The organism is Arthrobacter sp. TWP1-1, from assembly GCF_049897845.1.
Lineage (GTDB): Bacteria > Actinomycetota > Actinomycetes > Actinomycetales > Micrococcaceae > Specibacter.
On record NZ_JAFCXC010000009.1, the window covers coordinates 40,336 to 67,145 of the forward strand.

At 60.5% G+C, this 26,810-nt stretch carries 22 protein-coding genes; 9 read left to right on the forward strand and 13 right to left on the reverse strand.

Going from position 1 to position 26,810, the window contains the following annotated elements; translation table 11 throughout:
* Positions 1-6: 6 nt before the first annotated feature.
* The 5 genes from ACP7B9_RS14475 to ACP7B9_RS14495 all read left to right on the forward strand — a co-directional run bounded on the left by ACP7B9_RS14475 (position 7) and on the right by ACP7B9_RS14495 (position 6,012).
* Positions 7-525, forward strand: a complete 519-nt coding sequence (locus ACP7B9_RS14475) for a gamma carbonic anhydrase family protein (RefSeq protein WP_425864485.1) — start codon at positions 7-9, stop codon at positions 523-525.
* Between the two features lie 106 nt (positions 526-631).
* Entirely contained in the window at positions 632-1,837 is a 1,206-nt protein-coding gene (locus tag ACP7B9_RS14480; RefSeq protein ID WP_425864487.1) for an ROK family transcriptional regulator, read from the forward strand.
* 185 nt (positions 1,838-2,022) lie between these two features.
* Complete coding sequence (mmsA, locus tag ACP7B9_RS14485) at positions 2,023-3,567, forward strand: multiple monosaccharide ABC transporter ATP-binding protein (protein ID WP_425864670.1); 1,545 nt, start codon at positions 2,023-2,025, stop codon at positions 3,565-3,567.
* Positions 3,568-3,595: 28 nt separating this feature from the next.
* On the forward strand, positions 3,596-4,864 hold the full coding sequence (gene mmsB, locus ACP7B9_RS14490) for a multiple monosaccharide ABC transporter permease (RefSeq protein ID WP_425864488.1): 1,269 nt from the start codon (positions 3,596-3,598) through the stop codon (positions 4,862-4,864).
* Between the two features lie 50 nt (positions 4,865-4,914).
* Entirely contained in the window at positions 4,915-6,012 is a 1,098-nt protein-coding gene (locus tag ACP7B9_RS14495; RefSeq protein ID WP_425864489.1) for a substrate-binding domain-containing protein, read from the forward strand.
* A gap of 100 nt (positions 6,013-6,112) precedes the next feature.
* On the opposite strand, the gene ACP7B9_RS14500 is transcribed toward ACP7B9_RS14495, so the two are convergent.
* Positions 6,113-6,787 (reverse strand): DNA alkylation repair protein, encoded by a 675-nt coding sequence (locus tag ACP7B9_RS14500; protein WP_425864491.1) that lies wholly within the window; start codon positions 6,785-6,787, stop codon positions 6,113-6,115.
* Between the two features lie 138 nt (positions 6,788-6,925).
* On the opposite strand from ACP7B9_RS14500, the gene ACP7B9_RS14505 reads away from it, so the two are divergent.
* Positions 6,926-8,023 carry a Gfo/Idh/MocA family protein gene (locus ACP7B9_RS14505; RefSeq protein WP_425864493.1) on the forward strand — a complete coding sequence of 366 codons (1,098 nt, stop codon included), beginning with the start codon at positions 6,926-6,928 and terminating at the stop codon, positions 8,021-8,023.
* A 159-nt stretch (positions 8,024-8,182) separates the two neighbouring features.
* On the opposite strand, the gene ACP7B9_RS14510 is transcribed toward ACP7B9_RS14505, so the two are convergent.
* The 7 genes from ACP7B9_RS14510 to ACP7B9_RS14540 form a co-directional block, all read right to left on the reverse strand.
* Positions 8,183-8,893 carry an ABC transporter ATP-binding protein gene (locus tag ACP7B9_RS14510; protein ID WP_425864495.1) on the reverse strand — a complete coding sequence of 237 codons (711 nt, stop codon included), beginning with the start codon at positions 8,891-8,893 and terminating at the stop codon, positions 8,183-8,185.
* Positions 8,880-9,737: an ABC transporter ATP-binding protein gene (locus ACP7B9_RS14515; protein ID WP_425864672.1), complete on the reverse strand. Its 858-nt coding sequence runs from the start codon at positions 9,735-9,737 to the stop codon at positions 8,880-8,882. Before ACP7B9_RS14515 ends, ACP7B9_RS14510 begins: the two co-directional genes overlap by 14 nt.
* Positions 9,738-9,814: 77 nt before the next feature.
* Positions 9,815-11,020 carry a branched-chain amino acid ABC transporter permease gene (locus tag ACP7B9_RS14520; protein ID WP_425864497.1) on the reverse strand — a complete coding sequence of 402 codons (1,206 nt, stop codon included), beginning with the start codon at positions 11,018-11,020 and terminating at the stop codon, positions 9,815-9,817.
* Entirely contained in the window at positions 11,017-12,024 is a 1,008-nt protein-coding gene (locus tag ACP7B9_RS14525) for a branched-chain amino acid ABC transporter permease (protein WP_425864498.1), read from the reverse strand. Before ACP7B9_RS14525 ends, ACP7B9_RS14520 begins: the two co-directional genes overlap by 4 nt.
* 129 nt (positions 12,025-12,153) lie before the next feature.
* A complete protein-coding gene (locus tag ACP7B9_RS14530) occupies positions 12,154-13,392 on the reverse strand; it encodes a branched-chain amino acid ABC transporter substrate-binding protein (RefSeq protein ID WP_425864500.1) in 1,239 nt (412 codons plus the stop codon).
* Positions 13,393-13,606: 214 nt separating this feature from the next.
* Entirely contained in the window at positions 13,607-14,965 is a 1,359-nt protein-coding gene (locus ACP7B9_RS14535) for an MFS transporter (RefSeq protein WP_425864674.1), read from the reverse strand.
* A 219-nt stretch (positions 14,966-15,184) separates the two neighbouring features.
* Entirely contained in the window at positions 15,185-17,404 is a 2,220-nt protein-coding gene (locus ACP7B9_RS14540; protein ID WP_425864502.1) for an NADP-dependent isocitrate dehydrogenase, read from the reverse strand.
* A 182-nt stretch (positions 17,405-17,586) separates the two neighbouring features.
* Between ACP7B9_RS14540 and ACP7B9_RS14545 the strand changes: the two genes are divergently transcribed.
* Positions 17,587-18,090 carry a ferritin gene (locus ACP7B9_RS14545; protein WP_425864504.1) on the forward strand — a complete coding sequence of 168 codons (504 nt, stop codon included), beginning with the start codon at positions 17,587-17,589 and terminating at the stop codon, positions 18,088-18,090.
* A gap of 144 nt (positions 18,091-18,234) precedes the next feature.
* Here the strand turns inward: ACP7B9_RS14545 and ACP7B9_RS14550 are convergent, their stop codons facing one another.
* Both ACP7B9_RS14550 and purH read right to left on the reverse strand, forming a co-directional pair.
* Positions 18,235-18,408, reverse strand: a complete 174-nt coding sequence (locus tag ACP7B9_RS14550) for a hypothetical protein (RefSeq protein ID WP_425864505.1) — start codon at positions 18,406-18,408, stop codon at positions 18,235-18,237.
* A gap of 67 nt (positions 18,409-18,475) precedes the next feature.
* On the reverse strand, positions 18,476-20,182 hold the full coding sequence (gene purH / locus ACP7B9_RS14555) for a bifunctional phosphoribosylaminoimidazolecarboxamide formyltransferase/IMP cyclohydrolase (RefSeq protein WP_425864507.1): 1,707 nt from the start codon (positions 20,180-20,182) through the stop codon (positions 18,476-18,478).
* A 14-nt stretch (positions 20,183-20,196) separates the two neighbouring features.
* Between purH and ACP7B9_RS14560 the strand changes: the two genes are divergently transcribed.
* Positions 20,197-21,756, forward strand: coding sequence for a glycoside hydrolase family 3 protein (locus ACP7B9_RS14560; RefSeq protein ID WP_425864509.1), 1,560 nt, complete (start codon positions 20,197-20,199; stop codon positions 21,754-21,756).
* Positions 21,757-21,815: 59 nt separating this feature from the next.
* Here the strand turns inward: ACP7B9_RS14560 and ACP7B9_RS14565 are convergent, their stop codons facing one another.
* Complete coding sequence (locus ACP7B9_RS14565) at positions 21,816-22,697, reverse strand: MurR/RpiR family transcriptional regulator (protein ID WP_425864511.1); 882 nt, start codon at positions 22,695-22,697, stop codon at positions 21,816-21,818.
* A gap of 206 nt (positions 22,698-22,903) precedes the next feature.
* Here ACP7B9_RS14565 and murQ point away from each other — a divergent pair, with 206 nt between their 5' ends.
* A complete protein-coding gene (gene murQ, locus ACP7B9_RS14570) occupies positions 22,904-23,836 on the forward strand; it encodes an N-acetylmuramic acid 6-phosphate etherase (RefSeq protein WP_425864513.1) in 933 nt (310 codons plus the stop codon).
* Here the strand turns inward: murQ and ACP7B9_RS14575 are convergent.
* Together ACP7B9_RS14575 and ACP7B9_RS14580 are read right to left on the reverse strand one after the other, a co-directional pair.
* Positions 23,820-25,406 (reverse strand): serine hydrolase domain-containing protein, encoded by a 1,587-nt coding sequence (locus ACP7B9_RS14575; protein WP_425864514.1) that lies wholly within the window; start codon positions 25,404-25,406, stop codon positions 23,820-23,822. The genes murQ and ACP7B9_RS14575 overlap by 17 nt on opposite strands.
* A complete protein-coding gene (locus ACP7B9_RS14580; protein ID WP_425864516.1) occupies positions 25,407-26,720 on the reverse strand; it encodes a M20/M25/M40 family metallo-hydrolase in 1,314 nt (437 codons plus the stop codon).
* Between the last annotated feature and the right edge of the window lie 90 nt (positions 26,721-26,810).

The window sequence follows — 26,810 nt, forward strand, 5'->3', positions numbered from 1 at the left end:
CCCGCCATGCAGCAATTGATCACCCTCGACGGCCACACTCCCGTTGTCCACGAAAGTGCATTCGTAGCCCACACGGCTGTCCTCATTGGCCAAGCCTCGCTGGGCGCCGACTCCAGCGCCTTTTACGGTGTCGTGATGCGCGGAGACACCAACTCGATTTCCGTGGGACAGGGCAGCAACCTGCAGGACAACGTGGTTCTCCACGCCGACCCGGGGTTCCCCACGTCCGTTGGCAATGGTGTCAGCGTGGGCCACGGCGCCGTTGTGCATGGCTGCACGGTTGAGGACGACTGCTTGATTGGCATGAGCGCCACCATCATGAATGGCGCCGTCATTGGCGCCGGATCCCTTGTTGCTGGCGGTGCAGTGGTCCTTGAGGGTGCCATCATTCCGCCCGGCTCGCTCGTTGCCGGGGTTCCGGCCAAGGTCCGTCGGGAGCTGAGCGCCGAGGAGCTGGAACACGTCCGTGAAAATGCCAGCAACTATGTCCTGTTGGCCCGCAAACACAAGCAGGTCCAGTCCTAGCCGGTACCGAGTGGGTGTGCCCTCAGATAGTTCATAGATTGAATTTAGTGATTAATCTTGTGTTAACTTCTTGACTGCAGGATGAACTTAGGGCACTCTCGTTTGTATGCTCGACGACGAACAGCCCACCACGCCGGCCCACCGGCGAGCCCGTAACCCCGGCTCTCAGTCAGCGCTTCGAAGTCGAAATCAACAGCGGCTCACGCAACAGCTACTCAAGGGCGGCCCGGCAACCCAAGCCGATCTGGCCCGCAGCACAGGGCTCTCCACGGCCACGGTCTCCAATATCGTCAAGAGTATGGCCGCCGCGGATCTAGTGACACTCACTCCCGTCACGAGTTCTGGCCGCCGCGCAATGTCTGTTCGCTACAACGGTGACAGCGCCATCGCCGCGGGAATCGACTTTGGCCGCACCCACGTCCGTGTGGTGCTCGCCAACACTGGCTATCACGTGCTGGCCGAGGAAGAAGCTCCGCTGCCACGCGGGCACCAGGCTGCAGAAGGCATTCAAACTGCCTCACGCCTGCTGGATAAACTCCTGAAAAAAGCCAGCATTTCTCGTTCCCAACTCATCGGTGCCGGTGCCGGTATCCCGGGGCCAATCGATAGCCGCGATGGCAAGGTTATCCGGGGCTCGATCCTGCCCGAATGGGTCGGCATCAATCTGCACGATGAGCTGGAAAAGGCGCTGAAAATCCCCGTCTTTGTTGACAACGACGCGAATCTCGGCGCCCTCGCCCAACTCACCTGGGGCGATCAAGGCAACGTCCAAAACCTGATGTTCATCAAAATTGGTACCGGCATCGGAGCCGGCTTGATCCTCGGCGGCGCGCTCTTCCACGGCAGCTTCGGTGTCACCGGCGAAATTGGTCACGTGACGATCGACGAGCAAGGCCTGATTTGCCGCTGCGGCAATCGAGGCTGCCTGGAAACCGTTGCCTCAACGGCCACCATGGTGGAATTACTGAGCAGGGGGCACGATCGGCCTATTTCCACGGCAGAGATTCTCAGCCAGGCCATGGCAGGAGACCCGGCTACCCTGCGCGTGCTCGACGATGCCGGCATGGCAATCGGCCGCGCCTTGGCCAATATGGCCAACCTGATCAGCCCCGATGTCATTGTCATCGGTGGCCCTCTCACCGAACTGGGTGATCTGTTTCTTTCGCCAATTCGGCGAGGATTGCTCCGCCACGCCGTACCCGTCATTGGCGACAGCATTGGGCTCAAGATGTCTCAATTGACCTCCCGCGCGGAAGCTCTTGGCGCGGCCGCATTGGTGTTCCAGAATGAGCCCGGTTCCATCATTTCTTAAACCGTTACCTTCTCGTAGCGTTAAAGACTTGACCACAAGCGTGTGATCTAGTTTACTTTTCGAGTACCGGTTAATGCCGGTACTCCGCGAAGTCAGCAACTTCCGCGGGCAAAGAAGCCCCGCCGTCCAGTGCGAACCCTGGCGGGACAAAGACAAAGAAGTCAGTTGTGGAAGGCGTAAGCATTATGGTGTCCGCGAACCCCGTCATACTCGAGATGCGATCCATCACCAAGGAATTCCCTGGTGTGAAGGCACTTTCAGAAGTATCAATCACCGTTCGAGCCAGCGAAATCCACTCCATCTGTGGCGAAAATGGCGCCGGCAAGTCAACTCTCATGAAGGTCCTCTCCGGCGTCTACCCCTTCGGTAGCTACGACGGGGACATCGTGTTCCAGAGCTCCGTCTGCGAGTTCAAGGACATCCGCGCCAGTGAAAACGCCGGGATCGTCATCATCCATCAGGAACTTGCCCTGATCCCCGAACTTTCCATCACCGAGAACATTTTCTTGGGCAATGAACCCACCAAGTTTGGTGTCATCAACTGGTCCGAAGCCCGCATGCGAACCATGGAATTGATGGCCCGCGTTGGTCTGAGCGAAGATCCAGATACCCCGGTCAAGGAAATCGGTGTTGGCAAGCAGCAGCTCGTTGAAATTGCCAAGGCCTTGAACAAATCAGTCAAGCTCCTCATCCTCGATGAGCCCACTGCAGCCCTGAACGAGTCCGATTCCCAGCACCTGCTGGACTTGATCCGCGGACTCAAGTCCAAGGGCATCAGCTGCATCATGATCTCGCACAAGCTCAACGAGATCGAGCAGGTCTCGGACTCCATCACCATCATCCGTGACGGCAAGTCCATCGAGACCCTTGATGTGAAGGCCGACGGCGTGGACGAGGACAGGATCATCCGCGGCATGGTGGGACGAACCCTGGAATCCCGATTCCCGGACCACACGCCCAAGATCGGCGAGGTGTTCTTCGAGGTCAAGAACTGGACCGTTGCCCACCCGCAGATTGCGGACCGGCTCGTGTGCAAGAATTCCAGCTTCAATGTCCGGCGCGGTGAAATCGTTGGTATTGCAGGCCTCATGGGTGCTGGCCGCACCGAGCTGGCCCGCTCCATCTTCGGTCGCTCCTACGGCAACTACATCTCCGGGCAGATCATCAAGGACGGCAAGGAAATCACCTTGCGCAACGTTCCGCAGGCTATCAAGCACGGACTTGGCTACGTCACAGAGGACCGCAAGACGCTGGGCCTGAATCTTCTGGACGACATCAAGACAACCACCGTCTCCGCCAATCTTGCCGCCGTCTCCAAACACACAGTGGTGGATCGCGACAAGGAATACTCCGTGGCCGAGGACTACCGCAAGCAATTGCGCACCAAGGCGCCAAGCGTTGACGAAGGTGTCGGGAAACTCTCCGGCGGAAACCAGCAAAAAGTCGTCTTGGCCAAATGGATGTTTACCGATCCGGATCTGCTCATCCTTGATGAGCCGACCCGAGGTATTGACGTCGGCGCCAAATATGAGATCTACGGGATTATCCAAGCACTCGCGAACCAGGGCAAGGGCGTCATCGTCATTTCCTCGGAACTGCCAGAGCTGCTCGGCATCTCCGATCGGATCTACACAATCTTCGAGGGCGCCGTCACCGGTGTCCTGAACAAAAACGAGGCAAGCCAGGAATCGTTGATGAAACGCATGACCGCTGCCGCTAAGTCTGCCTAGATCCCGGGAAGAAAAAGGACATCCTCCAATGAACGCCATCAAACAACTCTTCGGCGGCAATACCCGCCAGTTCGGCATGATTTTTGCCCTGATAGCCCTGGTCGTCTTCTTCCAGATCCGCTCCGGTGGGCTGTTGCTGACCCCTGACAACGTCATTAACTTGATGAACGGCTACTCGTACATCTTGATTCTGGCCGTCGGCATGGTTCTAGTGATCATCGCCGGCCATATTGACCTTTCGGTCGGTTCCGTCGCCGCCTTCGTGGGCATCGTCGTCGCGCTTTCAATGCGGGACTGGGGACTGCCTTGGTACCTAGGCATCGTTGCCGGTCTGGTTCTGGGAGCCCTCATTGGCGCCTGGCAAGGTTTCTTCGTGGCCTATGTGGGCATTCCGGCCTTCATTGTCACGCTGGCGGGCATGCTGATTTTCCGCGGTGCCAACCAATTCTTCGGCAAGTCACTAACCGTTCCGGTGCCCGAAGATTTCCAGTTCATCGGTGCCGGATACCTGCCCGAGATTGGCCCGAACACCGGCTATAACAACCTGACTCTGCTCATCGGCTTCTTGGCCGTTGCTGCGATCATTTGGGGCGAGCTGCGCGGCCGCAGCAAATCACTGTCATTGGGCGCCGGCGTCAAGCCGCTGTGGGTCACCATCGTAAAACTGGTTATCCTGTGCGCCGTCATCCTCTACGTGACGTACCTCTTCGCCACCGGCCGCCCCGGCACCTCCTTCCCGATGCCGGGAATCATTCTCGGTGTTCTGGTCTTGGTCTACGGCTTCATCAGCTCACGGACAACCATTGGCCGCCACGTGTACGCAGTGGGTGGCAACCGCCACGCAGCAGCACTCTCCGGCGTCAAGAGCAAGCGCACTGACTTCTTGGTCATCATGAACATGGCCATCCTTGCCGCACTGGCCGGGATGATCTTCGTGGCCCGCTCCAACGCTTCCGGCCCGTCCGACGGCGTTGGCTGGGAACTCGACGCCATCGCCGCCGTCTTCATCGGTGGAGCAGCAGTCACCGGCGGTGTGGGCACAGTGGTGGGCTCCATGATTGGTGGCCTGGTCATGGCTGTTCTCAGCAGCGGCCTGCAGCTGTTGGGCGTCGGCTCTGACTGGACGCAGATCATCAAGGGCCTGGTCCTGTTGGCCGCAGTCGTCTTCGATGTGTACAACAAGAGCCAAGGCAAGCCCTCCTTCATTGGCTTCATGATGAAGAAACTTGGCGGCAACAACAACCCCGATCTTGAAGTGGCCGAACCGCTCAAGGACACCATCAAGACCGAGGCCTAAAACTTCCTCTCCTTCTTACAAATTTACAAACCAACAGAAAGCGAACCACCATGTTGAAACTCAACAAGACTCTCAAGTCGATGGCCGTTATCTTGGCCGTATCATCGCTGGCCCTTACCGGTTGTGGCCGTGCAGAGACGCCTGCCGCATCCGGGAGTGCCGCTGCAGGCTTCGCCGCAGATTCCCTCATTGGTGTGGCTCTTCCGCAGAAGACCAGTGAAAACTGGGTTCTTGCTGAGAAGCTCTTCAATGACGGTCTGACCGGGGCAGGCTTCAAGGCTGATGTTCAGTTCGCCAACGGTGGCGTTTCCGAACAGCAGAACCAGATCAGTGCCATGGTCACCAAGGGCGCCAAGGTCATCATCGTCGGTGCCATCGACGGCGCCCAGCTGGGAACCCAGCTGAAGCAGGCCAAGGATGCCGGCGCAACCGTTATCGCTTATGACCGCCTCCTGCTTAACACCAAGGATGTGGACTACTACGTGGCCTACGACAACTTCAAGGTTGGCGAACTGCAGGGCCAGGCCCTGCTGGACGGCATGAAGGCCAAGAAGCCCACAGGACCGTACAACATTGAACTCTTCGCCGGCTCCCCCGATGATGCCAACGCGAAGGTCTTCTTTGACGGTGCCATGAAGGTTCTCCAGCCCAAGATCGACGACGGCACTGTAGTTGTTGCCTCGGGCCAGAAGTCCTTCGAGCAGGCTGTTACCCAGGGCTGGAAGGCAGAAAATGCGCAGAAGCGCATGGACTCCCTCCTCGTTGGAAACTACAGCAGCGCCGAACTTGACGGTGTTCTCTCCCCGAACGACACCCTGGCACGCGCCATCCTGACCTCGGTCAAGGCTGCCGGCAAGGCTAACCCCACGGTGACCGGCCAGGATGCAGAAGTTGAGTCGGTCAAGTCCATCATGGCCGGAGTCCAGTACTCCACCATCAACAAGGACACCACCGCACTCGTAGAGCACGCGATCCAGATGGCCAAGGACCTCCAGGGCGGCAAGACCCCCGAGATCAACGACCCCACCTCCTACAACAACGGTGTCAAGGTTGTTCCGGCATTCCTGCTGGTTCCCCAGATCGTCACGAAGGAAAATGCTGCAGAGCAGTTCGCCAATGACAAGGTGCTTGGCCCGCTGACGAAGTAGTCACCAGCCAAGGCGAGTCAATCGCTCAAAGGCCCCGTTCGGCGTCGTACATTACGACGGCGGACGGGGCCTTTCGCATGTCCGGAACCAACAGCGCCAGCTACGCCTCTTTCCGCCGCACCAGTTCCGTGATCCAGATCGGCGCAAACGGAGACGTGCAATTGGGCGGCGTGGGGTAATCCTTGAGGACCTCCAAACGCTCACCGATCTCAATGGCTCGGGCGCGGAGGCCGGCGTCCTCGATCCCGATTTGAGCCAGGGTGTTATTCATGGCCCACTGCAGGCGCTCCTGAGCCGTCTTCATCTCAGCCTCGATGGTGTCCAGCAACGCGGGCAACTCAAGGCCCTCCGGCGACTTGACCACGCGATCGCTGGTCAGACCCCAGCCGGCACTGGCAACGATGGGATCCGGATCGGCAAACCAGGCAATGCGCAGCTCTTCAACGTGCGGGCTCTTCTTCACCACATAATTCACGAGCCAGTCCTGCACCTTGGGAATGCGGGCCTCACGCAGCATGGCGTCCAACTCGTCGCGCCCAAATGCCTTGGGCCGGCAGATTAAAAGCGCCACAAGCCGGGCCGCGGTGTCACCCGTTTCCCACAACTCCAGGGCGAGCTCCTGCTGGGTCTTCAGCCGCTTGGCGATGGCACGCAATTTACCCAGATTTACCCCGTGGTCATCGCCGTGTTTCTCGTTGATAGCACGGGCCTTCGGGTCCTCAAGGGAGGCCAGCTCGGCCAACACCTCGGCCACCGCTGTAGTTGTCTCAGTCATGTTCACCCTGTCATTCTCCCGTTCCAAAGCAGCTGCGATTCATCCTACGGGGCGGTGCCGACAAATTCCTGAGGGCGGAATCATCGAACCGCCTGTCATGTTCGCCGAACGGCGTGGTGATGCTGGCAGAATGTGCCAATGACCATTCCCCGTTTTGTCGGCCGTCCCGACTGGTACTCCACGTTCAACCCCGAAACCCTCGCCGCCACGGGCACTCCCCTGCGCTGGGGTGTTGTTGCCACGGGAGGCATTGCCAACACTGTCACCGCGGACTTGGCGCTCCTCGAAGATGCCGTGCTGCAGGCCGTGAGTTCCCGCAGCGAGAAGAGCGCAGCGGAGTTCGCTGGCAAGTTTGGCTTTGCCACACATTATTACGACGGCGGCCTCGACGGCTCGGGTGCCGCCGGTTACCTCCAGCTGGTTGCGGACCCGGACGTTGACGTGGTCTATGTGGCCACCCCGCACGCCCAGCACTACGACATCGTCAAGGCCGCTCTCGAGGCCGGCAAACATGTCCTCTGCGAGAAGTCCCTGACCATTACGGCTGCCGAGACGCGATCCCTGATCGCCTTGGCTCAGGCCAAGCAGCTGTTCCTCATGGAGGCAGTCTGGGCACGCTTTGTGCCGGGTTTCCAGCGGGCCTTGGAGATCATTGAATCGGGCGAAATTGGCCAGATTAAGTGGGTCCGCGCCGATCTTGGCTTCCCGGCCCCGCTAGATGACTCCGCCCGGCTCTGGGCTCCGGCTGACGGCGGCGGCGCGCTCCTGGACATCAGCGTCTATCCGCTCCTGTGGGCCTGGGGCACTCTTGGCAAGCCGGACGCTGTTGCAGCTACAGCTGAGTTGACGGCATTGGGCGTGGATGCGCAAAACACGCTGACGCTCAGCTACAGCAACGGCGCCCAGGCCCAGCTCATCAGCTACCTGTCCTCGCACGGGCCGCGCGTGGCCACCGTGTCCGGAACTTTGGGTCACATTGAGACCGTCGGATCCGTCAACAACCCCAAGGGCCTGCGGATCAATGTGGGCTGGGACTCCGAGCGTACGGAGATGTTTGGGCACCCCGGCAGCGGCTACACCTACCAGCTGCGTGAGGTGACCCGCTGCATCCAGGGTGGCCTGACCGAGAGCGCCACCATGCCGCTGGATGATTCGCTGGCCATCATGGAATTGTTCGACGACGTCCGCGCCCAGATCGGCGTAACGTACGCCAACGATTCCCGCACCGACCTCTAGCCGCCGCTGCTCGATCAAACGCCGCTGGTCGGCTAAACGCCGCTGGTCGAGCCTGTCGAGACCAACGACAACGGGAGGTCACCTTTTCATGAAAAGGTGACCTCCCGCCGTCGTACTTTGGAGCTGTCGTATCTTGGATCCGCAGTTCCTGGGAAGGCATCAGCCGCCCAGGTAGGCCTCCTTGATGGCCGGATTAGCCAGCAGCTCCTTGCCCGTGCCGCTGTGCGTGATCTCCCCAGTTTCGAGAACGAACGCGCGGTGGGCCCTAGCCAGTGCCTGGTTGGCGTTTTGCTCCACCAACAAGACCGTGGTGCCCTGCCCGTTGATCTCGGTGATGATCTTGAAGATCTGCCGGATGAACTGCGGGGCCAGGCCCATGGAGGGCTCGTCCAGCAGCAGCAGCTTTGGCCGTGACATCAAGGCGCGGCCGATGGACAACATTTGCTGCTCACCACCGCTCATGGTGCCGCCAAATTGCTTCTCACGTTCCTTCAGCCTCGGGAACAAGGTGAAGACACGTTCCAGATCGTCGCTGACACCGCTTCTGTCCTTGCGACCAAAGGTTCCCATGTCCAGATTCTCCAGCACCGTCATGGCCGGGAAAATGCCCCGCCCTTCAGGAGCCTGCGAAATGCCCTGAACCACCCGGATGTGAGCCTTCATCTTCGTGATGTCCTCCCCCATGAACTTGATGGTCCCGTGGGAGGGGTTCAGCAATCCGGAGATGGTACGCATGGTGGTGGTTTTACCGGCACCGTTGGCGCCGATGAGGGAGACAATCTCGCCTTCCTCCACGGTGAAGGACATGTTGTGAATGGCCTGGATCCGCCCATAATGGACGGAAACATCGTCCAGCTCAAGCAAAGTCATCTTCAGGCTCCCCTAGGTAGGCGGAAATGACCTTCGGGTCTTCCCTAATCACGCGCGGAATGTCATCGGCAATCTTCTTACCGAACTCCAAAACCACGATTCTGTCTGTCACTCCCATGACTAGTTTCATGTCGTGCTCAATCAAGAGGACCGTGTAGCCATCGTCCCGGATGGTCCGGATGAGGGCCATGAGGTCCTCCTTTTCGGCCGGGTTGAACCCAGCCGCCGGTTCATCCAGGCACAGCAACTTCGGATCGGTGGCCAAGGCGCGGGCGATCTCCAGCCTGCGCTGACTGCCGTAGGAGAGGTTGCGGGCCAGGGACCCGGCATGCTGGGAAATGCCAACAAATTCCAGCAACGCCATGCCCCGCTCAATGGCCGTCTTCTCCTCGCGCTGGTGCCGAGGAAGGCGCAACAACGCTCCCGGCACCGAGGTCTTATGGCGGGCGTCCAGGCCCACCACAACATTTTCCAAGGCAGTCATTTCACCGAAGAGCCGGATGTTCTGGAACGTCCTGGCCAGCCCGGCACGGGTGATCTTGTGCTGCTTCATGCCATTGAGGACGTTGCCTTCCAACAGGACCTGCCCGCTGGTTGGCTTGTACACGCCGGTCATGGCGTTGAAGCAGGTGGTCTTCCCGGCACCGTTAGGGCCAATGAGCCCCAAAATCTCACCGCGCTTGATGGTGAAGCTGACGTTATCCAAGGCAACCAGACCACCGAACTGAATGGTCAGATTCTTCACCTCAACGAGGTCGTCACCCACGGCAACGTCAATTTCACGTTCCGGCGCTGCCGCCTCAGCAACAGCTTCTGTCACCTCCAAAGCCTCCACCGTCTCGATGGGGGGCTTAGCCGTTCCGTCAACCGAGTCAGAAACAGGAGCCGGAACGGGTACGTCTTCACTATGTGCACCCAAGGCTAAACCTCCTTCTCAGTGACAGTGGCCGGTTTTCTCGAAGTATCGTTCCGCACCCGCGCATAAGCCTGCTGCCCATAGGCCAGCAACCTCTGCCGGGCCGGGATCAATCCCTTGGAACGGTAGATCATGATCAACACGAGTGCCAGACCAAAGATCAGGTACTTGTATTCTGCTATGGCCGTGAAACGCAGCGGGATGTACGCCACCAGCGCGCCACCAAAGACGGCACCAACCTTGTTGCCCACCCCACCAAGAACTACGGCGGCGACGAACAGGATGGAGGTGACGACGTCGAACTTTTGGTTGTTGACGAAGCCAACCTGCCCGGCGAACAGGGCGCCGGACATACCGCCAACACCTGCTCCGAGGGCGAACGCCCAGACCTTGTACTTGAAGGTTGGAACGCCCATGGTCTCGGCGGCGTCCTCGTCCTCGCGGATGGCAATCCACGCGCGGCCAACACGGCTGCGCTCCAGGTTGCCGGCAAGGAACAACACGATGATCAAGATGGTCAGGGTCAGCCAGTACCAGGGCGTGCCGTTGGAGTTGGCGAATAGCGGGATGCCGTCGGCACCTTCACCGGGCGGACGGCCAACGTTTTGGAAGCCGACCTGCCCTTTCATAGCCGGGATGAGCGTTGCCAGAATACGGATAATCTCACCGAAGCCAAGCGTCACAATGGCAAGGTAGTCACCACGCAGACGCAGGGTTGGAATACCCAAAATCACGCCAACACACATGGCCACGATGATCGCCAAGGGAATGGTCCACAGGTACGGAACCTTCACGAACGGTGAGTCCGGGCTGGTCAGCATGGCTGCCGTGTAGGAACCGACCGCGAAGAAAGCGATGTAGCCCAAATCCAAAAGCCCGGCATAGCCGATCACGATGTTCAAACCGACGGCGACGAGCGCGTAGACGGCCATGGAGAACAAAGCCAGCGGGAAGTCGTTGCCAGGTTCGGTGGATAGGATGGGCGGATTGAGCACCGGCAGCAGGTACGCCACGATGACAATGACAATGAGGAACAACCATTGCTTCTGGCGCGGCATGGACTGCCAGTTATCGCTCCATCGCCCGAACCAGCCATGCTTTCGTGTTGCATCGGCGCTGCCGCCGGGAATTTTATCGCCTACCTGACGATTGGCCGCGGCCTGGGCGGCCTTGGCGCCGGGCAGGGGTGTTGGCCCGTCTATTGTGCTCATGCCTTGCTCCTTCCCAGAGACGTACCCAGGATGCCTTGCGGGCGAACCAGCAGAACCAGCACCAGCACCACGAAGGCCACGACGTCGGTCCACTGCGAGCTGCCCAAAAGGATCTGACCGTAGTTGCCGATCAGGCCCAGAAGCAAGCCACCCAGCAGGGCACCGCGGACGTTGCCGATGCCACCGAGGACGGCTGCGGCGAAGGCCTTGATGCCGAGAATGAAACCACCGTTGTACTGAACGCCGGACGGAATCTTCATGACGTAAAAGAGTGCGGCGGCGCCGGCCAGGATACCGCCGATGATGAAGGTGGTGACAATGATCTTTTCCTTGTTCACACCCATCAGCGTTGCAGTATCGGGGTCCTGGGCCACGGCACGAATGCCGCGCCCGGTGCGGGATCGCCGGATGAACTGATCAACGAAGACCATCATGAGGACGGCTGCCACAACAATGATGATCTGCTGTGAGTCGATGATGGTTCCGAAAACCTCAAACACCGGCGAGGGAATGAACATTGTCAGTGCCGGTTCGGGCAACGGTCCACGCCAGAGGAAGATCAGGTACTGGATGACGAAGGAAGCACCGATGGCCGTGATCAAGTAGACCAGGCGGGGTGCATTGCGCTTTCGCAATGGTCTGTAGGCCAGTCGCTCCACAAGGAACGCCGTTATGGCCGATGCAATGATGGCCGCAATCAAGGCCAACACGATATTGACCAATATTTGGCCGAAGTTGAGGTTTGGCGCTGACGGGCCGAATCCCAAAAAGCTGAGGGTGAAGAAGACTGCGTAGCAGCCCATGATGAACACTTCGGAGTGAGCAAAGTTGATCAGGTTCAAAACACCGTAAACAAGTGTGTAGCCGAGGGCCACGAGTGCGTAGATGGCACCGAAGGTCAACCCGTCAAAGGTGGCGCTCCAGAAATTTTGTGCCAAAGCGGCAACATCGAAATTAATCCAGTCGCTGTCCGCGGGAACAGCCGTAAGAACTGTTAGGAGCATAGGTAGGTCCAGTTCCAGCCAGTCTCGGTGGTTTTTTGTGCCAAGACTGGCTCATTGAGCGGATAGGTGGTTCTGCAACCAAAGGGATGCTGCGGAGCACTTGGCTCCACAGCATCCCCCTTGGTGTCCTTACTCGCCGATGGCGCCGATCGGGACGATCTTGCCATCCTTGACGCGGTAGCCGTAGACAGCAGGTGCCTGCAGCTCACCCTTGTCATCCCACTTGTAGTGCTTGCTCAAACCGGATGCATCGTAGCTGTTGACGAATTCGAGCAGCTTCGCGCGATCCTGGTTGCCCTTGTCGATTCCTGACAACAGAACGGTGGCGGCGTCGTAGCCCTCAATGGAGTACGTGCCAGGCTCTGCGTTGGTCAGGGTCTTGTACGCGCTTGCGAAGGTGGGGATCAATTCACCAGGAATGCACGGGCAGGTGAAGAACGCATTGTTGGATGCGTCGCCTGCCTGCTTAATGAACTGGTCATCCTTGACGCCATCGGGACCAACAAAGGCTCCCTTGAAGCCCTTGGCTACGAGCTGCTGGTTGAACGGTGCACCTTCGGCGAAGTAGCCCGAGTAGAACACGGCGTCGGCCTTGGAGTTGATGATCTTGGAAATTGTTGCCGAGAAGTCCTTCTGGCCGGTGGTCACCTTGTCGGATCCAACCATTGCATCGCCCAGGGCCTCGGTGGTGGTGCCACCCAAACCGATTCCGTAATCGGAATCATCCTGAACCAGGTAGACCTGCTTGGCGCCGAGAGTGCCCGTCATGAACTTGGCAGCTGCCGGCCCCTGCACGGCGTCGTTGCCCAGACCGCGGAAGAACGTGGTCCAGCCGTTAGTGGTCAGGCCGGGGTTGGTTGCGGCCGGGGTGATGTGAACCATCTTGACCTGCTCGAAGATGTTACCGGTGGCCTTGGATTCGCCGGAGAACGGCAAACCAATCACGCCGATGATGTTCTCTTCCTTGGTGGCCTGGGTGACAGGGCCGGTTGCCTTGGTCGGATCGCCTTCGGTATCAAACTTCTTGAAGGCTACCTGGCAACCTGGATTTGCCTCGTTGTGCTGGTTGATGGCCAGCTGGACACCGTTGAAGATGTTAATACCGAGTTGGGCGTTGGCACCAGTTTCTGCACCGATGTATGCAAGCGTGGTGGTCGCGGCACAGGTGGCCTTGCCATCGCCGGCCGGAAGAACCGCATCCGCGGGTGTCTCAATGGATGTCAATACTGGGACGTCCAAGTTCAGGCTGGAGCCGCCTGCTCCCGCACTCGTTGATCCAGGTGTTGCAGCCTGGTTTGCACAGGACGTCATCAACAGGGCTACGGTTGCGGCCGTAGCAAGTGCCGTCATTACTTTCTTGCGGTTCATTATTCGCCTTCCGTAGTCAGCATCCATGGTTCGCCGAACCTCGTTGTCCGTCGAAACAATTGGCCTCACGTCAACTGACCCTACTATCCAGTAGTGACGTGGGGCACATTATCTGCGTTAAGATCTGGTAACAGATACGTTTCGCGCACGACGGCGGCACCCCCGGACACCCCTAACCCACCTTGCGCGCGGGGCCCGCGGGTAAGGGTTGCGGTCAATTTGCGGCTTCGGCATCGTCAGTCGAAACTGCTGCTGCATAAGCGCGTGAGAGCTTGCCATAGGAACGGGTGCACAGCGCGCCCAACCCCAGCCCGATTGTTACGAGCCCGGAGACCAAAAAGACGAGTGCAATGCCGCGCGCTTCACCGGTGCCGAGCAGCCATTCCCAGCGCTGAACCCCGGATGGCGACGCCATGTACGGAATGATCCAAAACTCGGCCAGTGGCGCGATCATGAATGCTGTCACCGGGGCTGCTGCCGCCTCGAAGGTCATGGCGAAACCAAAAACCCGGCCCTGGGTTTTCAGCGGAACCACCCGTTGGATCACGGTTTGTTCCGCAGCCTCGACGGCCGGCATAAGAATCATGAAGATCCAGATGCCGACAACAAAGAGCCAGCCCCATTCGCGCACCGCAAACGTTGCGCCCACCGCACCCGTCATGGCCACCAGAATCAGCAAGGTGCGGATCGGGTTGGCCCCCAGTCCGAATTTGGCAACTAAACCACCGCCGATGAGGAACCCGGTGGCGGTGATGCCCAGGACCACTCCCCACATCTCAACGGAGAAGAGGGTCAGACCGTAGGGGTCCATGAGTGCCATGAAGACACCGCCGGCGAGGTTGTTGAAGGTGGTGAACAGGATCAGGGCGAATAGGCCGGACGTGGCACGGACGGCCGCAATGCCCGCCCGCATTTCAGCAAGGCCAGCCCTGTCCTCGTCGCGAACCACGGAGGGTTCGGCAATTGAAATGGTCAGCAGATGCACCAGCACGGCCACACTGGCGCCAAGTGCAATGGCGATGGTCCAACCCATGCCCAACATTCCTACGGACAGTCCACTCAAGACGCTCGTAACAAGGAATGCCAGGCCCTGCACGGCCCCCACCAGACCGTTCGCTTTCGCTCTGTCATCGGGAGGCACCAACAACGTCACGGTGGTGGACAAGGCGATGTTGCGCAGTTGCTCAATCACGGCACCCACGAGCACCACCAAGGCAAACACCCAGAACCACGGCCCAGACAGGCTCAATAGTTGTGACTCCGGGATCAGCAGAAACATGACGCCGGCAATGCCGAAGAACGCCACGGAGCTGAGCGTTGAACCCAACATGACTGCATGCTTGCGGTACCTGTCCACCAGGACGCCGAAGAAGAGGCCAAAGACGGCAACCAAGAGCATGTAAGCACCGCCGATGAGCCCTGTCGCCAACACCGATCGTGTTTCCAGATAGACCCAGAAGGTCAAGGCGAACCAGAGGTAGCTGGTGATGATGTTGGCGAATGCCGTATTGACCAGAACATGCAGGAACGTGCGGTGTCGCCTCTGGGCGGTCGGTGCCAGCTTCGTTCCCATCGCCGTGGGCTCGGCGACATCAACTGCAGGAATGTCCTCTGAAGGCATGACCCCAGCCTAAGACCAGCGCCTGCGCCACGGTAGCTTTAGGGCAACAAAAAACCCGCCCCAAGAATGGGACGGGTTTCTGTTTACTGGGCCCAACGGTACTGGGCCCACGCGCCCGAGGGCCCCAAACGTCAGACGCGCCAGCGGCTGACGTTTGGGAGGGCGTGGGGATTATGCCAGTGTTGCGATGACCTTGTTCAGCGTTGCCGACGGGCGCATGATGTCAGCAACCTTGGCGGTGTCGGGACGGTAGTAGCCGCCCAAGTCAACGGGCGAACCCTGCACGGCAGCCAACTCGTTGATGATGGCATCCTCGTTGCTGGTCAGCTCAGCGGCGACAGCAGCGAAAGCCGCAGCCAGCTCGGCGTCGACCGTTTGAGCGGTCAGTTCCTGGGCCCAGAACTTGGCCAGGTGGAAGTGGCTGCCACGGTTGTCGATCTCGCCAACCTTGCGCTTCGGGGACTTGTTTTCCAACAGGAACGTTCCCGTGGCGCGGTCCAAGGTGTCGGCAAGGATCTGTGCCCGGGCGTTGCCTTCGGTCACTGCGAGGTGTTCGAAGCTAACGGCGATTGCGAGGAATTCACCCAGCGAGTCCCAACGCAGGTGGTTTTCGTTGATCAGCTGCTGGACGTGCTTGGGAGCGGATCCACCGGCACCTGTCTCGAAGAGGCCACCGCCAGCGATCAGCGGAACAACCGAGAGCATCTTGGCGCTGGTACCCAGTTCCAAGATCGGGAACAGGTCCGTGAGGTAGTCGCGGAGGACGTTACCGGTGACGGAGATGGTGTCTTCGCCGCGACGGATGCGCTCCAGGGTGAAGGCGGTTGCCTTTTCCGGGGACAGGATCTGGATGTCCAGGCCGTCGGTGTCATGGTCCTTGAGGTATTCGTTGACCTTGACGATGAGGTTGGCATCGTGCGCGCGGGTCTCGTCCAGCCAGAACACGGCCGGAGTTGCGGAGGCGCGGGCGCGGGTGACGGCAAGCTTGACCCAGTCGCGGACGGGGATGTCCTTGACCTGGCAGGCGCGCCAGATGTCACCTGCGGCAACCGTGTGTTCGATCAGAACGGTACCGGCAGCGTTGACGATCTGAACCGTGCCAGCCTCGGACAGCTCGAACGTCTTGTCGTGGCTGCCGTATTCCTCGGCTGCCTGAGCCATGAGACCAACGTTGGGAACGGTACCCATCGTGGTCGGGTCGAAGGCGCCGTTCTTGCGGCAGTCGTCGATCGTGACCTGGTAAACACCGGCGTAGCTGCTGTCGGGCAGAACTGCCAGGGTGTCAGCCTCGGCGCCATCGGCGCCCCACATGTGACCCGAGGTGCGGATCATGGCAGGCATGGAAGCATCGACAATCACGTCGGAGGGGACGTGGAGGTTGGTGATGCCCTTGTCGGAATCAACCATGGCCAAGGCCGGGCCTTCTTCATAGCCCTTCTTGACGGCCGCTTCAACGCCCGCGCGAACGTCCTCGGGCAGTTCGCCCAAGCCGTTGAGGATGGAGGCCAGACCGTTGGCCGGGCTCAAGCCGGCGGCGGCCAGTGCCTCACCGTAGTTGGCGAACAGTTCGGGGAAGTAAGCCTTCACCACGTGACCGAAGATGATGGGGTCGGAGACCTTCATCATGGTGGCCTTGAGGTGAGCCGAGAGCAGGATGCCCTCTTCCTTGGCGCGAGCAATCTGTGCTGTGAGGAACTCATCGAGAGCTGCTGCGCGCATGACGGTGCCGTCAACGATTTCGTCGGCCAGTACCGGGAAAGAATCCTTCAAGACCGTTACGGCGCCATCTTCGGCGACGAACTGGATCTTGATCTTGTCATCGGCTTCGATGAACACGGACTTCTCGTTGTGGCGGAAATCGCCGTCGTCCATGGTTGCAACGTTGGTCTTGGAATCTGCACTCCAGGCACCCATGCTGTGCGGGTTGGCCTTGGCGTAGTTCTTGACGGACAAGGGTGCGCGGCGGTCCGAGTTACCTTCACGCAGAACCGGGTTGACGGCGCTGCCCTTGATCTTGTCGTAGCGGGCGCGAACGTCTTTTTCCTCATCGGTGGAGGGATCGTCCGGGTAGCTCGGCAGTGCAAAGCCCTGGCCCTGAAGCTCGGCAATGGCTGCCTTCAGCTGCGGGATGGAGGCGCTGATGTTAGGCAGCTTGATGATGTTTGCATCCGGGCTCTTGGCCAGGGCACCCAATTCCGCGAGGGTGTCGGCAACGCGCTGGTCTTCGGTAAGGAAGTCACCAAAGGCGGCGATGATGCGGGCGGATACGGAGATGTCCCGAGTTTCTACGTCCACACCGGCTGTGGAGGCGAATGCCTCAACAATCGGAAGGAGTGAATACGTGGCCAACATTGGCGCTTCGTCTGTCAGGGTGTAAATAATCTTGGCCATGGGTGAGCGCTCTCCTGCGAAAATTCAATCGATTACTTGAGAATCTAGCGATATTTCTTTCCCTCTTAACTTACCCGAGAGAGCCGCTTTGCCCGCTATCGCCGCTTTAGGTGACACACGCCGTCAGTGAACTCGGCCGTAATTTCTGTGCACGATGGCCAATTTCGCCATAGCGTGGTGCCATGGAACTCAAAGGAAAACTCGCAGAAGCCATCAACGACCAAATCACGCTGGAGATTCAAGCAGCCGTGGTCTACCGCCAGCTGGCCATCGAAATGGACGTCCAGGATCTTCCCGGCATCTCCGGCTGGTTCTTGGCCCAATCGGCCGAGGAACTGGTACACGCGCAGAAGTTCACCGATCACATGACCGATCGCAACGCGGCACCCAAGATTGGCACCATTACGGCCCCCAACGTGACCATCAACACGGTGCTCGAGGCCTTCGAAGCGTCCTTAGCCCATGAGCAAAAAGTCTCTGAATCCATCCGCAACCTCTACCGCCTTGCCCAGCAGGAAGGCGACATCGATTCCATCCCGCTGCTGAACTGGTTCATCGAGGAGCAGTTGGAAGAGGAAGCCTCGGTTGGCGAAATCATTGGCCGCGTGCGCCTGATCGGTGCCGACGGCAACGGCCTGTTGCGTCTGGACGCCGAGCTAGGCTCACGCAAGAGCGCCGGCGAATAACCGCCTTTTCAAACGCCGCATCATTTTACGGGGTTTAAACCGTTTCGCTCCCGCACTTATGTGCGGGAGCGAAACGATTTAAAGCCCCGAATGTGATGGAGCGAAACGGTTTTAACCCCGTTATGTGGTGCAGCGTCTGAGGTGTTAGCGGGAGCCGGTGGGCGGGATCGCTTGGGCGCCCGGATGAGGGACGTTCTCCGGCCGCAACGTTTCATGCTTTGCTGGGCGCATCCTGCCTACCAACAACAGAATCCCCAGCACAACTACGATCAAGACGAAAATCCCGATCACAATGGCCATACCCAATGAACCTGACATGGTCCCCACTCCCCCTCATAATGCGGTTAACCCGCGTTGACTCGAGTCTGCCACACACCGCCGCGTCTTAGTGGAAGAAGTGGCGGGCACCCGTGAAGTACATGGTGATGCCGGCGGCGTTGGCAGCCGCGATTACTTCTTCGTCACGCACGGATCCACCGGGCTGAACGACGGCACGAACACCGGCGTCGAGCAGGATCTGCAGGCCGTCGGCGAACGGGAAGAATGCGTCGGAAGAAGCTACAGCACCGATGGAACGCTGTGCGGAAGCACCAACGGCACCTGAAGCACCGCCGGCTGCGTCGACGTCGGATTCAACCACAACACCGAGCGTGTTGGCGCGCTCAACGGCCAACTTGCAGGAGTCAACACGGTTGACCTGGCCCATGCCAATGCCAACTGCTGCACCGTTGTTGGCGAGCAGGATGGCGTTGGACTTGGCGGCACGGACGGCCGTCCAGGCGAAGGCGAGGTCGACCAAAGTAGCCTCATCGGCGGCAACGCCAGCGGCTAGGGTCCAGTTAGCGGGGTTGTCGCCGTCGGCGTCTACCTTGTCCGACATCTGAACCAGCATGCCGCCGGAAACCTGACGAACTTCTGCCGGGTAGCGGCCGTAGCCTTCGGGCAGGGCCAGCAGGCGGATGTTCTTCTTCTTGGAGAGGATCTCCACGGCTTCGGGCTCGAAGTCAGGGGCGATGACAACTTCGGTGAAGATGCCGGCCACGGTGCGAGCCATGGCCGCGGTAACGGTGCGGTTGGCCGCGATGACGCCACCAAATGCGGACAGCGGATCGCAGGCGTGCGCCTTGGCATGGGCGTCGGCGATGGGATCTACGGCGTCCGGCGATGCCACGGCAACGCCACAGGGGTTGGCGTGCTTGATGACGGCAACGGCGGGCTCATCGAAATCGAAGGCCGCGCGCAGGGCTGCATCGGCGTCAACAAAGTTGTTGTAGCTCATGGCCTTGCCGTGGAGCTGATCGGCCTGGGCAATGCCCGCGGGCGCACCCTTGTCTACGTAGAGAGCTGCCTGCTGGTGCGGGTTTTCTCCGTAACGCAGAACCTCTGAACGTTCCAGGGAGTAACCGGCGTAGGACGGCCAGTCGATGATGCCGTCGCCGTCTTCATCCAAGAACTGAGCGGAGGTCCATGCGGCAACAGCGTTGTCGTAGGCGGCCGTGTGGGAGAAGGCTGCTGCGGCGAGGCGCTGGCGGGCAACAAGGGTGAAGCCACCCTCGGCTGCGGCGAGCACTACATCGGCGTACTTGGCGGGATCAACCACAACGGCAACCGACGGGTGGTTCTTTGCCGCGGCGCGGACCATGGACGGGCCGCCAATGTCGATCTGCTCAACAACAGCATCCTGGCTGGCGCCAGAGTTCACGGTGTCAACGAACGGGTAGAGGTTAACAACCACCAGGTCGAAGGGCTCAACGTGCATTTCTTCAAGCTGACGCACGTGGTCTTCCAGGCGGCGGTCGGCCAGGATGCCGGCGTGGATGAGCGGGTGCAGGGTCTTCACGCGGCCGTCGAGGCACTCCTGAAAACCAGTTACCTCGGAAACTTCGGTCACGGGAACACCCGCTGCGGCGATCTTGGAGGCCGTTGAACCGGTGGAAACGATGGCGACACCGGCGGCGTGCAGGCCCTTGGCCAACTCCTCCAAACCGGTCTTGTCGTAAACCGAAATCAAAGCTCGGCGAATGGGAACACGGTTAAGCGGAACGCTGGTCACAGAAATACTCCAGAGGTGGATCGAAGGTGGCGACTCCATAAAGTTTATGCCACTTGAGCACCTATATGATCTCCCTTATGACCTACCGTGATCTTCGCCACGAACAAGCACCAGCTGCGGCCGGTTCCCCCACCCCGAAAGACGGGCTTCCACTGGAGCTGCCCCGCCTGATTAACTCCGTGATCCTGCCGGGGTTCGTGGGCACCACGGCACCACCGTGGTTGGTGGGCGCCCTCGATAACGGGCTGGCCGGCGTCGTATATTTCAGCCACAATATTGAAGCGGACGCACCAGGCCAGGTGGCCTCGCTCTCCGCCGCGATCCGTGCCGCAAACCCGGACGCGGTCATCGGCGTCGATGAGGAGGGCGGCAACGTCACGCGCCTGCAGTCCCGCGACGGTTCCGGCATTCCAGGCGCAGCCGTGTTGGGCGCACTCAACGAAGTAAAGACGACCGAAGCTGCTGGCCGCGCCATCGGCCGCCTGTGCCGCGACGCCGGGATCAACCTGACCATCGCACCCGTGGCAGACGTCAACACGAATCCGCGAAATCCCGTGATCGGCGTGCGCGCGTTCGGCGCGGATACCGCGTTGGTGAGCGCTCACACGGCCGCCGCTGTCACCGGTATCCAGTCCTTGCGCGTGGCCGCGTGTGCCAAGCACTTCCCGGGGCACGGGGACACCATTGCGGATTCGCACATGGACGTGGCGCGCGTGGAATTGAGCATGGAGGAGATGCGCCAGCACCACCTCCCGCCGTTCCGGGCCGCCGTGGAGGCCGGAGTTGCCGCCATGATGAGCGCGCACATCATCATTCCCGAGCTCGGCGAGGCCCCTGCCACCCTGAACCCGGCTGCGAGCGCGCTGCTGCGGGAGATGGGTTTTGCGGGCGTGCTGATCACCGATGCCCTGGACATGGCGGCCGTGCGTGCCACGGTGGGCCCGGGCGAGGGTGCCGTCTTGGCGCTGCTGGCCGGCAACGATCTGCTCTGCGTTGGCAATCCCCTCAACGCGTACACCACGGGGCGCGATGACGAGTCCTGCTACACCGAGGTCTATGACGCCCTGTTCGCTGCCGTGGTTTCCGGCCGCCTGTCCGTGGAGATCTTGCGCCGCGCAGGTGCCCGGGTCCAGGCGTTGGCACGGTGGTCGGCCGGGGAGATTTCTCAAAACGCGGACGACGCCGTCACGTGGGTTTCCGTGGCTGCCCGCGCCTGCCGCACGGACTCGCTAGGTGCAAAGCCCGTACTCGCCGGCGCCGGTTCCGTCACCTTGATCGATGCCCGAACCGGCCACAACATGGCGGCCGGGCCTACCGGGAACTTTCTGGCCACGGCGTTGGGCGGCTATGGGGTGACCGTGATCGGCTCCGATGCACTTACCGAGTCCCAGCTTCACGCTGCCCAATCCGAGGGCGCCGTTCTGGTGCTGGTCGATTCGCTATCCTCCCCCGAGCAACTGGCATCACTGGCGAAGATTCTCGCGGCCGCCCCGCAAGCCATCTGCATCAACGCCGGGCTAGCTCCAGACACACCCGCGAGCTTTGCCGCCATCCATTGTCACGGCTTCAGCCGCGTCACAGCCCGGGCCGTAGTCAGCCTGCTCGAGAGGTAACTCGCCCCAGGGCCGGTCCCGGCAAGTTGATCCCGCAGCTCTGACCCCCACAGTAAGAATCAGCCCTGACTGCGGTCCTTGCCGCCGGGCCCTTGGACGGCTTGATGCGTGGCCTCGAGAGCATCCACCGCACCGTCGAAGCGTTGCTGGGCAATACCAACAAAAAGGCAGTCCACCACTGCCAGCTGCGAGATGCGGGATGCCATGGCTCCGGCGCGGAACGGAGTTTCGCGCACAACGGTGAGCAAATGCATGGCGGCGGCCTTGGCAGCCGACGAATCGGAGACATTGGTGATGACAAGTGAGTCCGCACCGTGGGCCCTGGCTGTATGCAGGAACTCCACAACAGAGCTGGTTTCCCCTCCGTGGGAGAAAGCAATGGCGACGTCTTCGGGTCCCATCAGGGACGCGCCCATGAGCGCGTTGTCCTCGTTCGGGAACGCGTTGACGCTCATCCCGATGCGAAAGAGCTTGTAGCGCAGATCCTCCGCCACCACGGTTCCTGATCCCACGCCGTAGAGGTTGATTCGCCGAGCTGCCGCGATGGTGGTGACGGCCTTTTGCAGTACCACCAAATCCAGGTTTCGGGTGGTCTCTTCGATGGCCATCGTTTCGGTAAATCTGATCCGGGCAACCGTCTCTGCCAGCGAGGAACCCGGATTGAGGTCACCGCCAAATTCGGGAGCAGGCGCTTCCTCCGAGGTGGCACCTTCGCGGCCGAGCTCGGTGGCTAGCGCAAGTCGCAGCCCGGCATATCCGGTGAAGCCGATGGCTTGGCAAAAGCGGACCACGGAAGGATCCGAGGTTTTGCACAGCTGCGCAAGTTCGGAGATGGTGTGGTTGAGCACCCGCGAGGGGTCGGCGATGATTGCCATGGCAACCCTGGCCGACGCTGGCGGCAGTGATGGCAGCCTGGATTGGATCGTGGATTGAATACTCACCGTACGCCTCCTTGCGTTATGTTCCGTCAGTTGTGATCTGTGCGTTGTGGTCCCTCAATGAGCCCGGAAGCTTGGGCTATGGTGCCCGGGGCCCTCGAAGAATATACTCAAAACTACATGTAGTTATTGACTTACGAAACTGATTCGTTCATTGTAAGAAAATTACACCTATGACTTAATCATCCCTCTCCACATGAAAGGACGCCGTGAATACCTCAGACGCTACTGCTGCACTGCGAACCGAACTCGCCTCCCTGACCACCGAGGCGTCCAATGACCGCTATCCAGATCTTGCCGCACTCAGCACTGCGGAATTGGCGGCGGGCATGAATGGCGAGGATGCATTGGTACCGAAAGCCATCGAGAGCCATCTACTCACCATTGCGGCCATCATCGATGAGATTTCCCTCCGGATGCTCGAAGGCGGCCGACTCATCTATGTGGGCGCCGGTACCCCCGGGCGCATAGGAATCCTGGACGCCAGTGAATGCCCGCCCACCTTTGGCACGGATCCATCCTTGGTGGTGGGGGTCATTGCCGGTGGCCGGAAGGCCGTCAACCAAGCCGTGGAGAATGCCGAGGATAGCGCGGCAGCCGCAGTATCGGACCTGGCAGAGCTGACTTTGACAGCCAAGGACAGCGTCATCGGCCTTGCAGCATCAGGCCGCACACCGTACGTCATTGCAGCCATCAAGGCCGCGAAGGAGATCGGAGCCTTCACAGTGGGGTTTTCCTGCAACAACAATTCCCCGCTGGGGGCCGCAGCACAGATCGCCCTGGACATCGAAGTGGGCCCGGAATTCCTCAGCGGCTCCACCCGGCTCAAGTCGGGAACCTGCCAAAAACTGGTCTTGAACATGATCAGCACCATCACCATGGTTCGTCTGGGAAAAACGTACAAGAACGTCATGGTGGATCTGCGAGCCACCAACGCCAAGCTGCACGCGCGCAGCGAGCGCACCTTGATGACGGCAACGGGCTGCGACGCCACCACGGCAACCTCGGCCTTGGCTGCTGCCGACGGCCATGTCAAGGCGGCCATCTTGGCAATTATGACCGGATTGCCGGCCGGCGAGGCCGCGGCGCTGCTGGCCGGCAATGGCGGTTACCTCCAGAAATCCATCACGGCCGCCAGCTGATCTCAAGGAGCTGGACCCGCGGCGGCTCGATCGGGGTCATGGTGATGCGAAGCCGCAAGGATCCGTCGCGGGCCGGCATTTCCCATTCCACGGCGGCGGGCGTCTCCCACCGCTCGGACGGGCGATCGCCCGTGGAATCATCGCCCGTGGAATCAAGGAGCGGTCCGACGGCGGCGAGCGCGGCATCGAGCCCTGCCCGCCTTTCATCCCACGGAAGATCCTGAGCAACGTTGGGGCCGAAGATGTCCGGGCGGACCACTGACGTTTGCGAGCGAATAAACTCTTCTACAGCCGCTATGGCACGGACGGTTTCAGGCCACGGGACAACAGGAGCCTCTGGACTTGCCAGGACTTCCGTCTCCTCCTGGTTGGGCGCATCCGAAACCGCCGCCGGAGTCCACTCAAGCAAGTCTTCCAGCAGCGCCCGCACGGCGAGCCCAACTTTGGAGTAGGTGGCATTTTCAAAACCGATGACGGCGGTTCCTTGTCCCGGATGCCAGCGCATATGGGAACTGAAGCCCGGATATCCACCCGAATGCCCCACCACCGTGCCGTGAACTCCGTGCTGTTGGACCACGAGGCCGTAACCATAACCGTTGACGGTGGCGTCGGCCTCGACCGGCTCTGTCATCTGATGCATGGTCTGCATCTCCAGCCGCGATTCCCTGCTGAGCGGCCCGGGGCCGGCCTCAACCTCAAACGCATCCATCAACCATGACGCCCAGCGGCCAAGATCATCCAAGGTACTGAAAAGCCCTCCGATAGCTGAGAAAACGCCCGGGCCGGTCATGGGCAACGCCGTCCACCCATACGCCTGTGCATCCTGTGCATCCGGCACCCCAGCGGAGCTGTCACTGGATTTCTTGCGGTAGCCGGTGGCTATCCCGGTGGCCGATGAAGTGCCAGCTGCAATGCCCGTCAGCACCGATTCTTTACTGAAGGCGGTTCCGTCCAACCCCAACGGTTCGAGGAGTTCGCGTTCAATAAACGTTGTGCAGGCAACTCCGGACACCCTCTCCACCACCTGGCCGAGCATCGCATATCCCAGATTGGAGTACTCATAGGCTGAGCCTGGCTGGCGAACCAGCCGCACGCCGTCGGACATTAGGAGTTCAAAGTCCTCGTGACTCATGCTCTCTTGACGATCCGCCCAGGGATCATCGGTGGGCAGACCGGCAGTCATGCTCAGGAGCATGTGCAGGGTCATCGCCGTACCGTCAGAACCAGCCGTGCTGTCAGAACCCCCGGCCCAGCCCATGACGTTCAGCTCGGGCAGATAGCGCCTGACGTCATCGTCAAGATGGAGTAGTCCCCTGTCCCGCAGCACCAAGACCGCGGCGGCCGTAAATGACTTGGTGCAGGAGGCGATCCTGAAGGCCATGGTGGTTTCCGGAGCGGATCCCTGCTGGTCCACTCGTCCAGCCAAACCCTGCCCTATCCGGGCGCCCTTGGAGTAAGCGGCCAAGGCGCTCGCCGGAGCCCAACCCGCGCTCACACGGGCCTGCGCTCGTTCCTCTATTTCCATCATCGCTGCCCGCTTATCCCCGAGGACCCCTGTCCGCGATGCCACCTAGACGGCACCCAGAAAGTCTTCCAAGATGAGTTGGCCGGCGACAAGGCTGGCGACAGGAACCCGTTCATCAATTCCATGCACACCCGCCGAGGACCGCCCCTCAGGGTCTGCCCCCATGGGTGAAAACCCGTAACAGGAGATGCCCAACGGTGCGAAGGCCTTGGCATCCGTGCCGCCGCCCATGCAGTAGGGAACCACGACGGCGGCCGGATCGTGGCGCGTCAACGCGGCAGTCATGGCCGCGAACCAGTGCGAATCGGATGACGATGATGTTGGCGGCTGGAAGGACAGGAATTCCCTGCTGATTCCGGCGCCGAGCAAGCCGTCAATAGTAGCCAGGGTTTCCTCCACCATGCCCGGTAGCGCCCTGATATCAATGTCAGCCTCGGCAACTCCGGGGATGACGTTGACTTTGTATCCCGCGCGAAGCACCGTTGGGGTGGATGAGCTGCGCACCGTCACGGCGGCCACCGCACCGGCGCTCCCCATGGCCTCGATGGCAGCCTGCACACCTTCCTCGTCGGTGAGATCCGCAGCGAAGCCGAGTGCCGCCGTCGTCCGTTCCATATAGTCGCGAACAATCGGAGTCAGGGTGAGCGGCCAATGGTAATTGCCAACCCGGTCCAGCGCGGAGATGAGGACCTTGACGGCGTTCGTTTCCACAGGCCGCGAGCCATGCCCGGACGTCCCATTGGCTCGCACACGGATATGCAGCGTGCCGCGTTCACCCACGGCCACCGGGTACAGGTGCACAGGGGAACCATCGGCGCCGGTCAGGATTGTTGCAGCACCGCCCGATTCGCCAATGGCCGCCTCGACGCCGACAAAAAGTTCCGGGTGTTCCGCAACCAACCACAGGGCACCATAATCGCCCTTGTCCTCTTCATCGGCCACGAACGCCACCACAATGTCGCGGCGCGGTTTGGTTCCGGCGCTGGCCCAGTCCAGCAACGTAGCCAGTGTCATGGCCACCATGTCCTTCATATCCGAGGCCCCGCGCCCATAGACATAGCCGTCCTTGATAATCCCGGCGAACGGGTCAAAGCTCCACTGTTCGGGCTCGGCAGGCACCACATCCAGATGTGCGTGCACCAGCAACCCGGGCAGGGAACGGTCCGTTCCCGGCACCCTGACGACGACCGATGAACGCTGCGCGTCCGGCCCCAGCAAAACCGGATCATAGCCCGCCTGATGCAACAGCCCCCAGATGAAATCCGCAGCGTCCCGCTCCCCCCGGCTGTTTCCTTCACCAAAGTTCGTGGTGTCAAAACGGATGAGTTGGGCACACAACTCGGCTACGTCCTGCTTCATGGGTTCTCCTCATGATGGTTTTTCGTAAGAATTGAACTTTTCCTAGCAATCGTAAGTGATTTGCATTACGTTTGGGGAGTTCGTAACTCA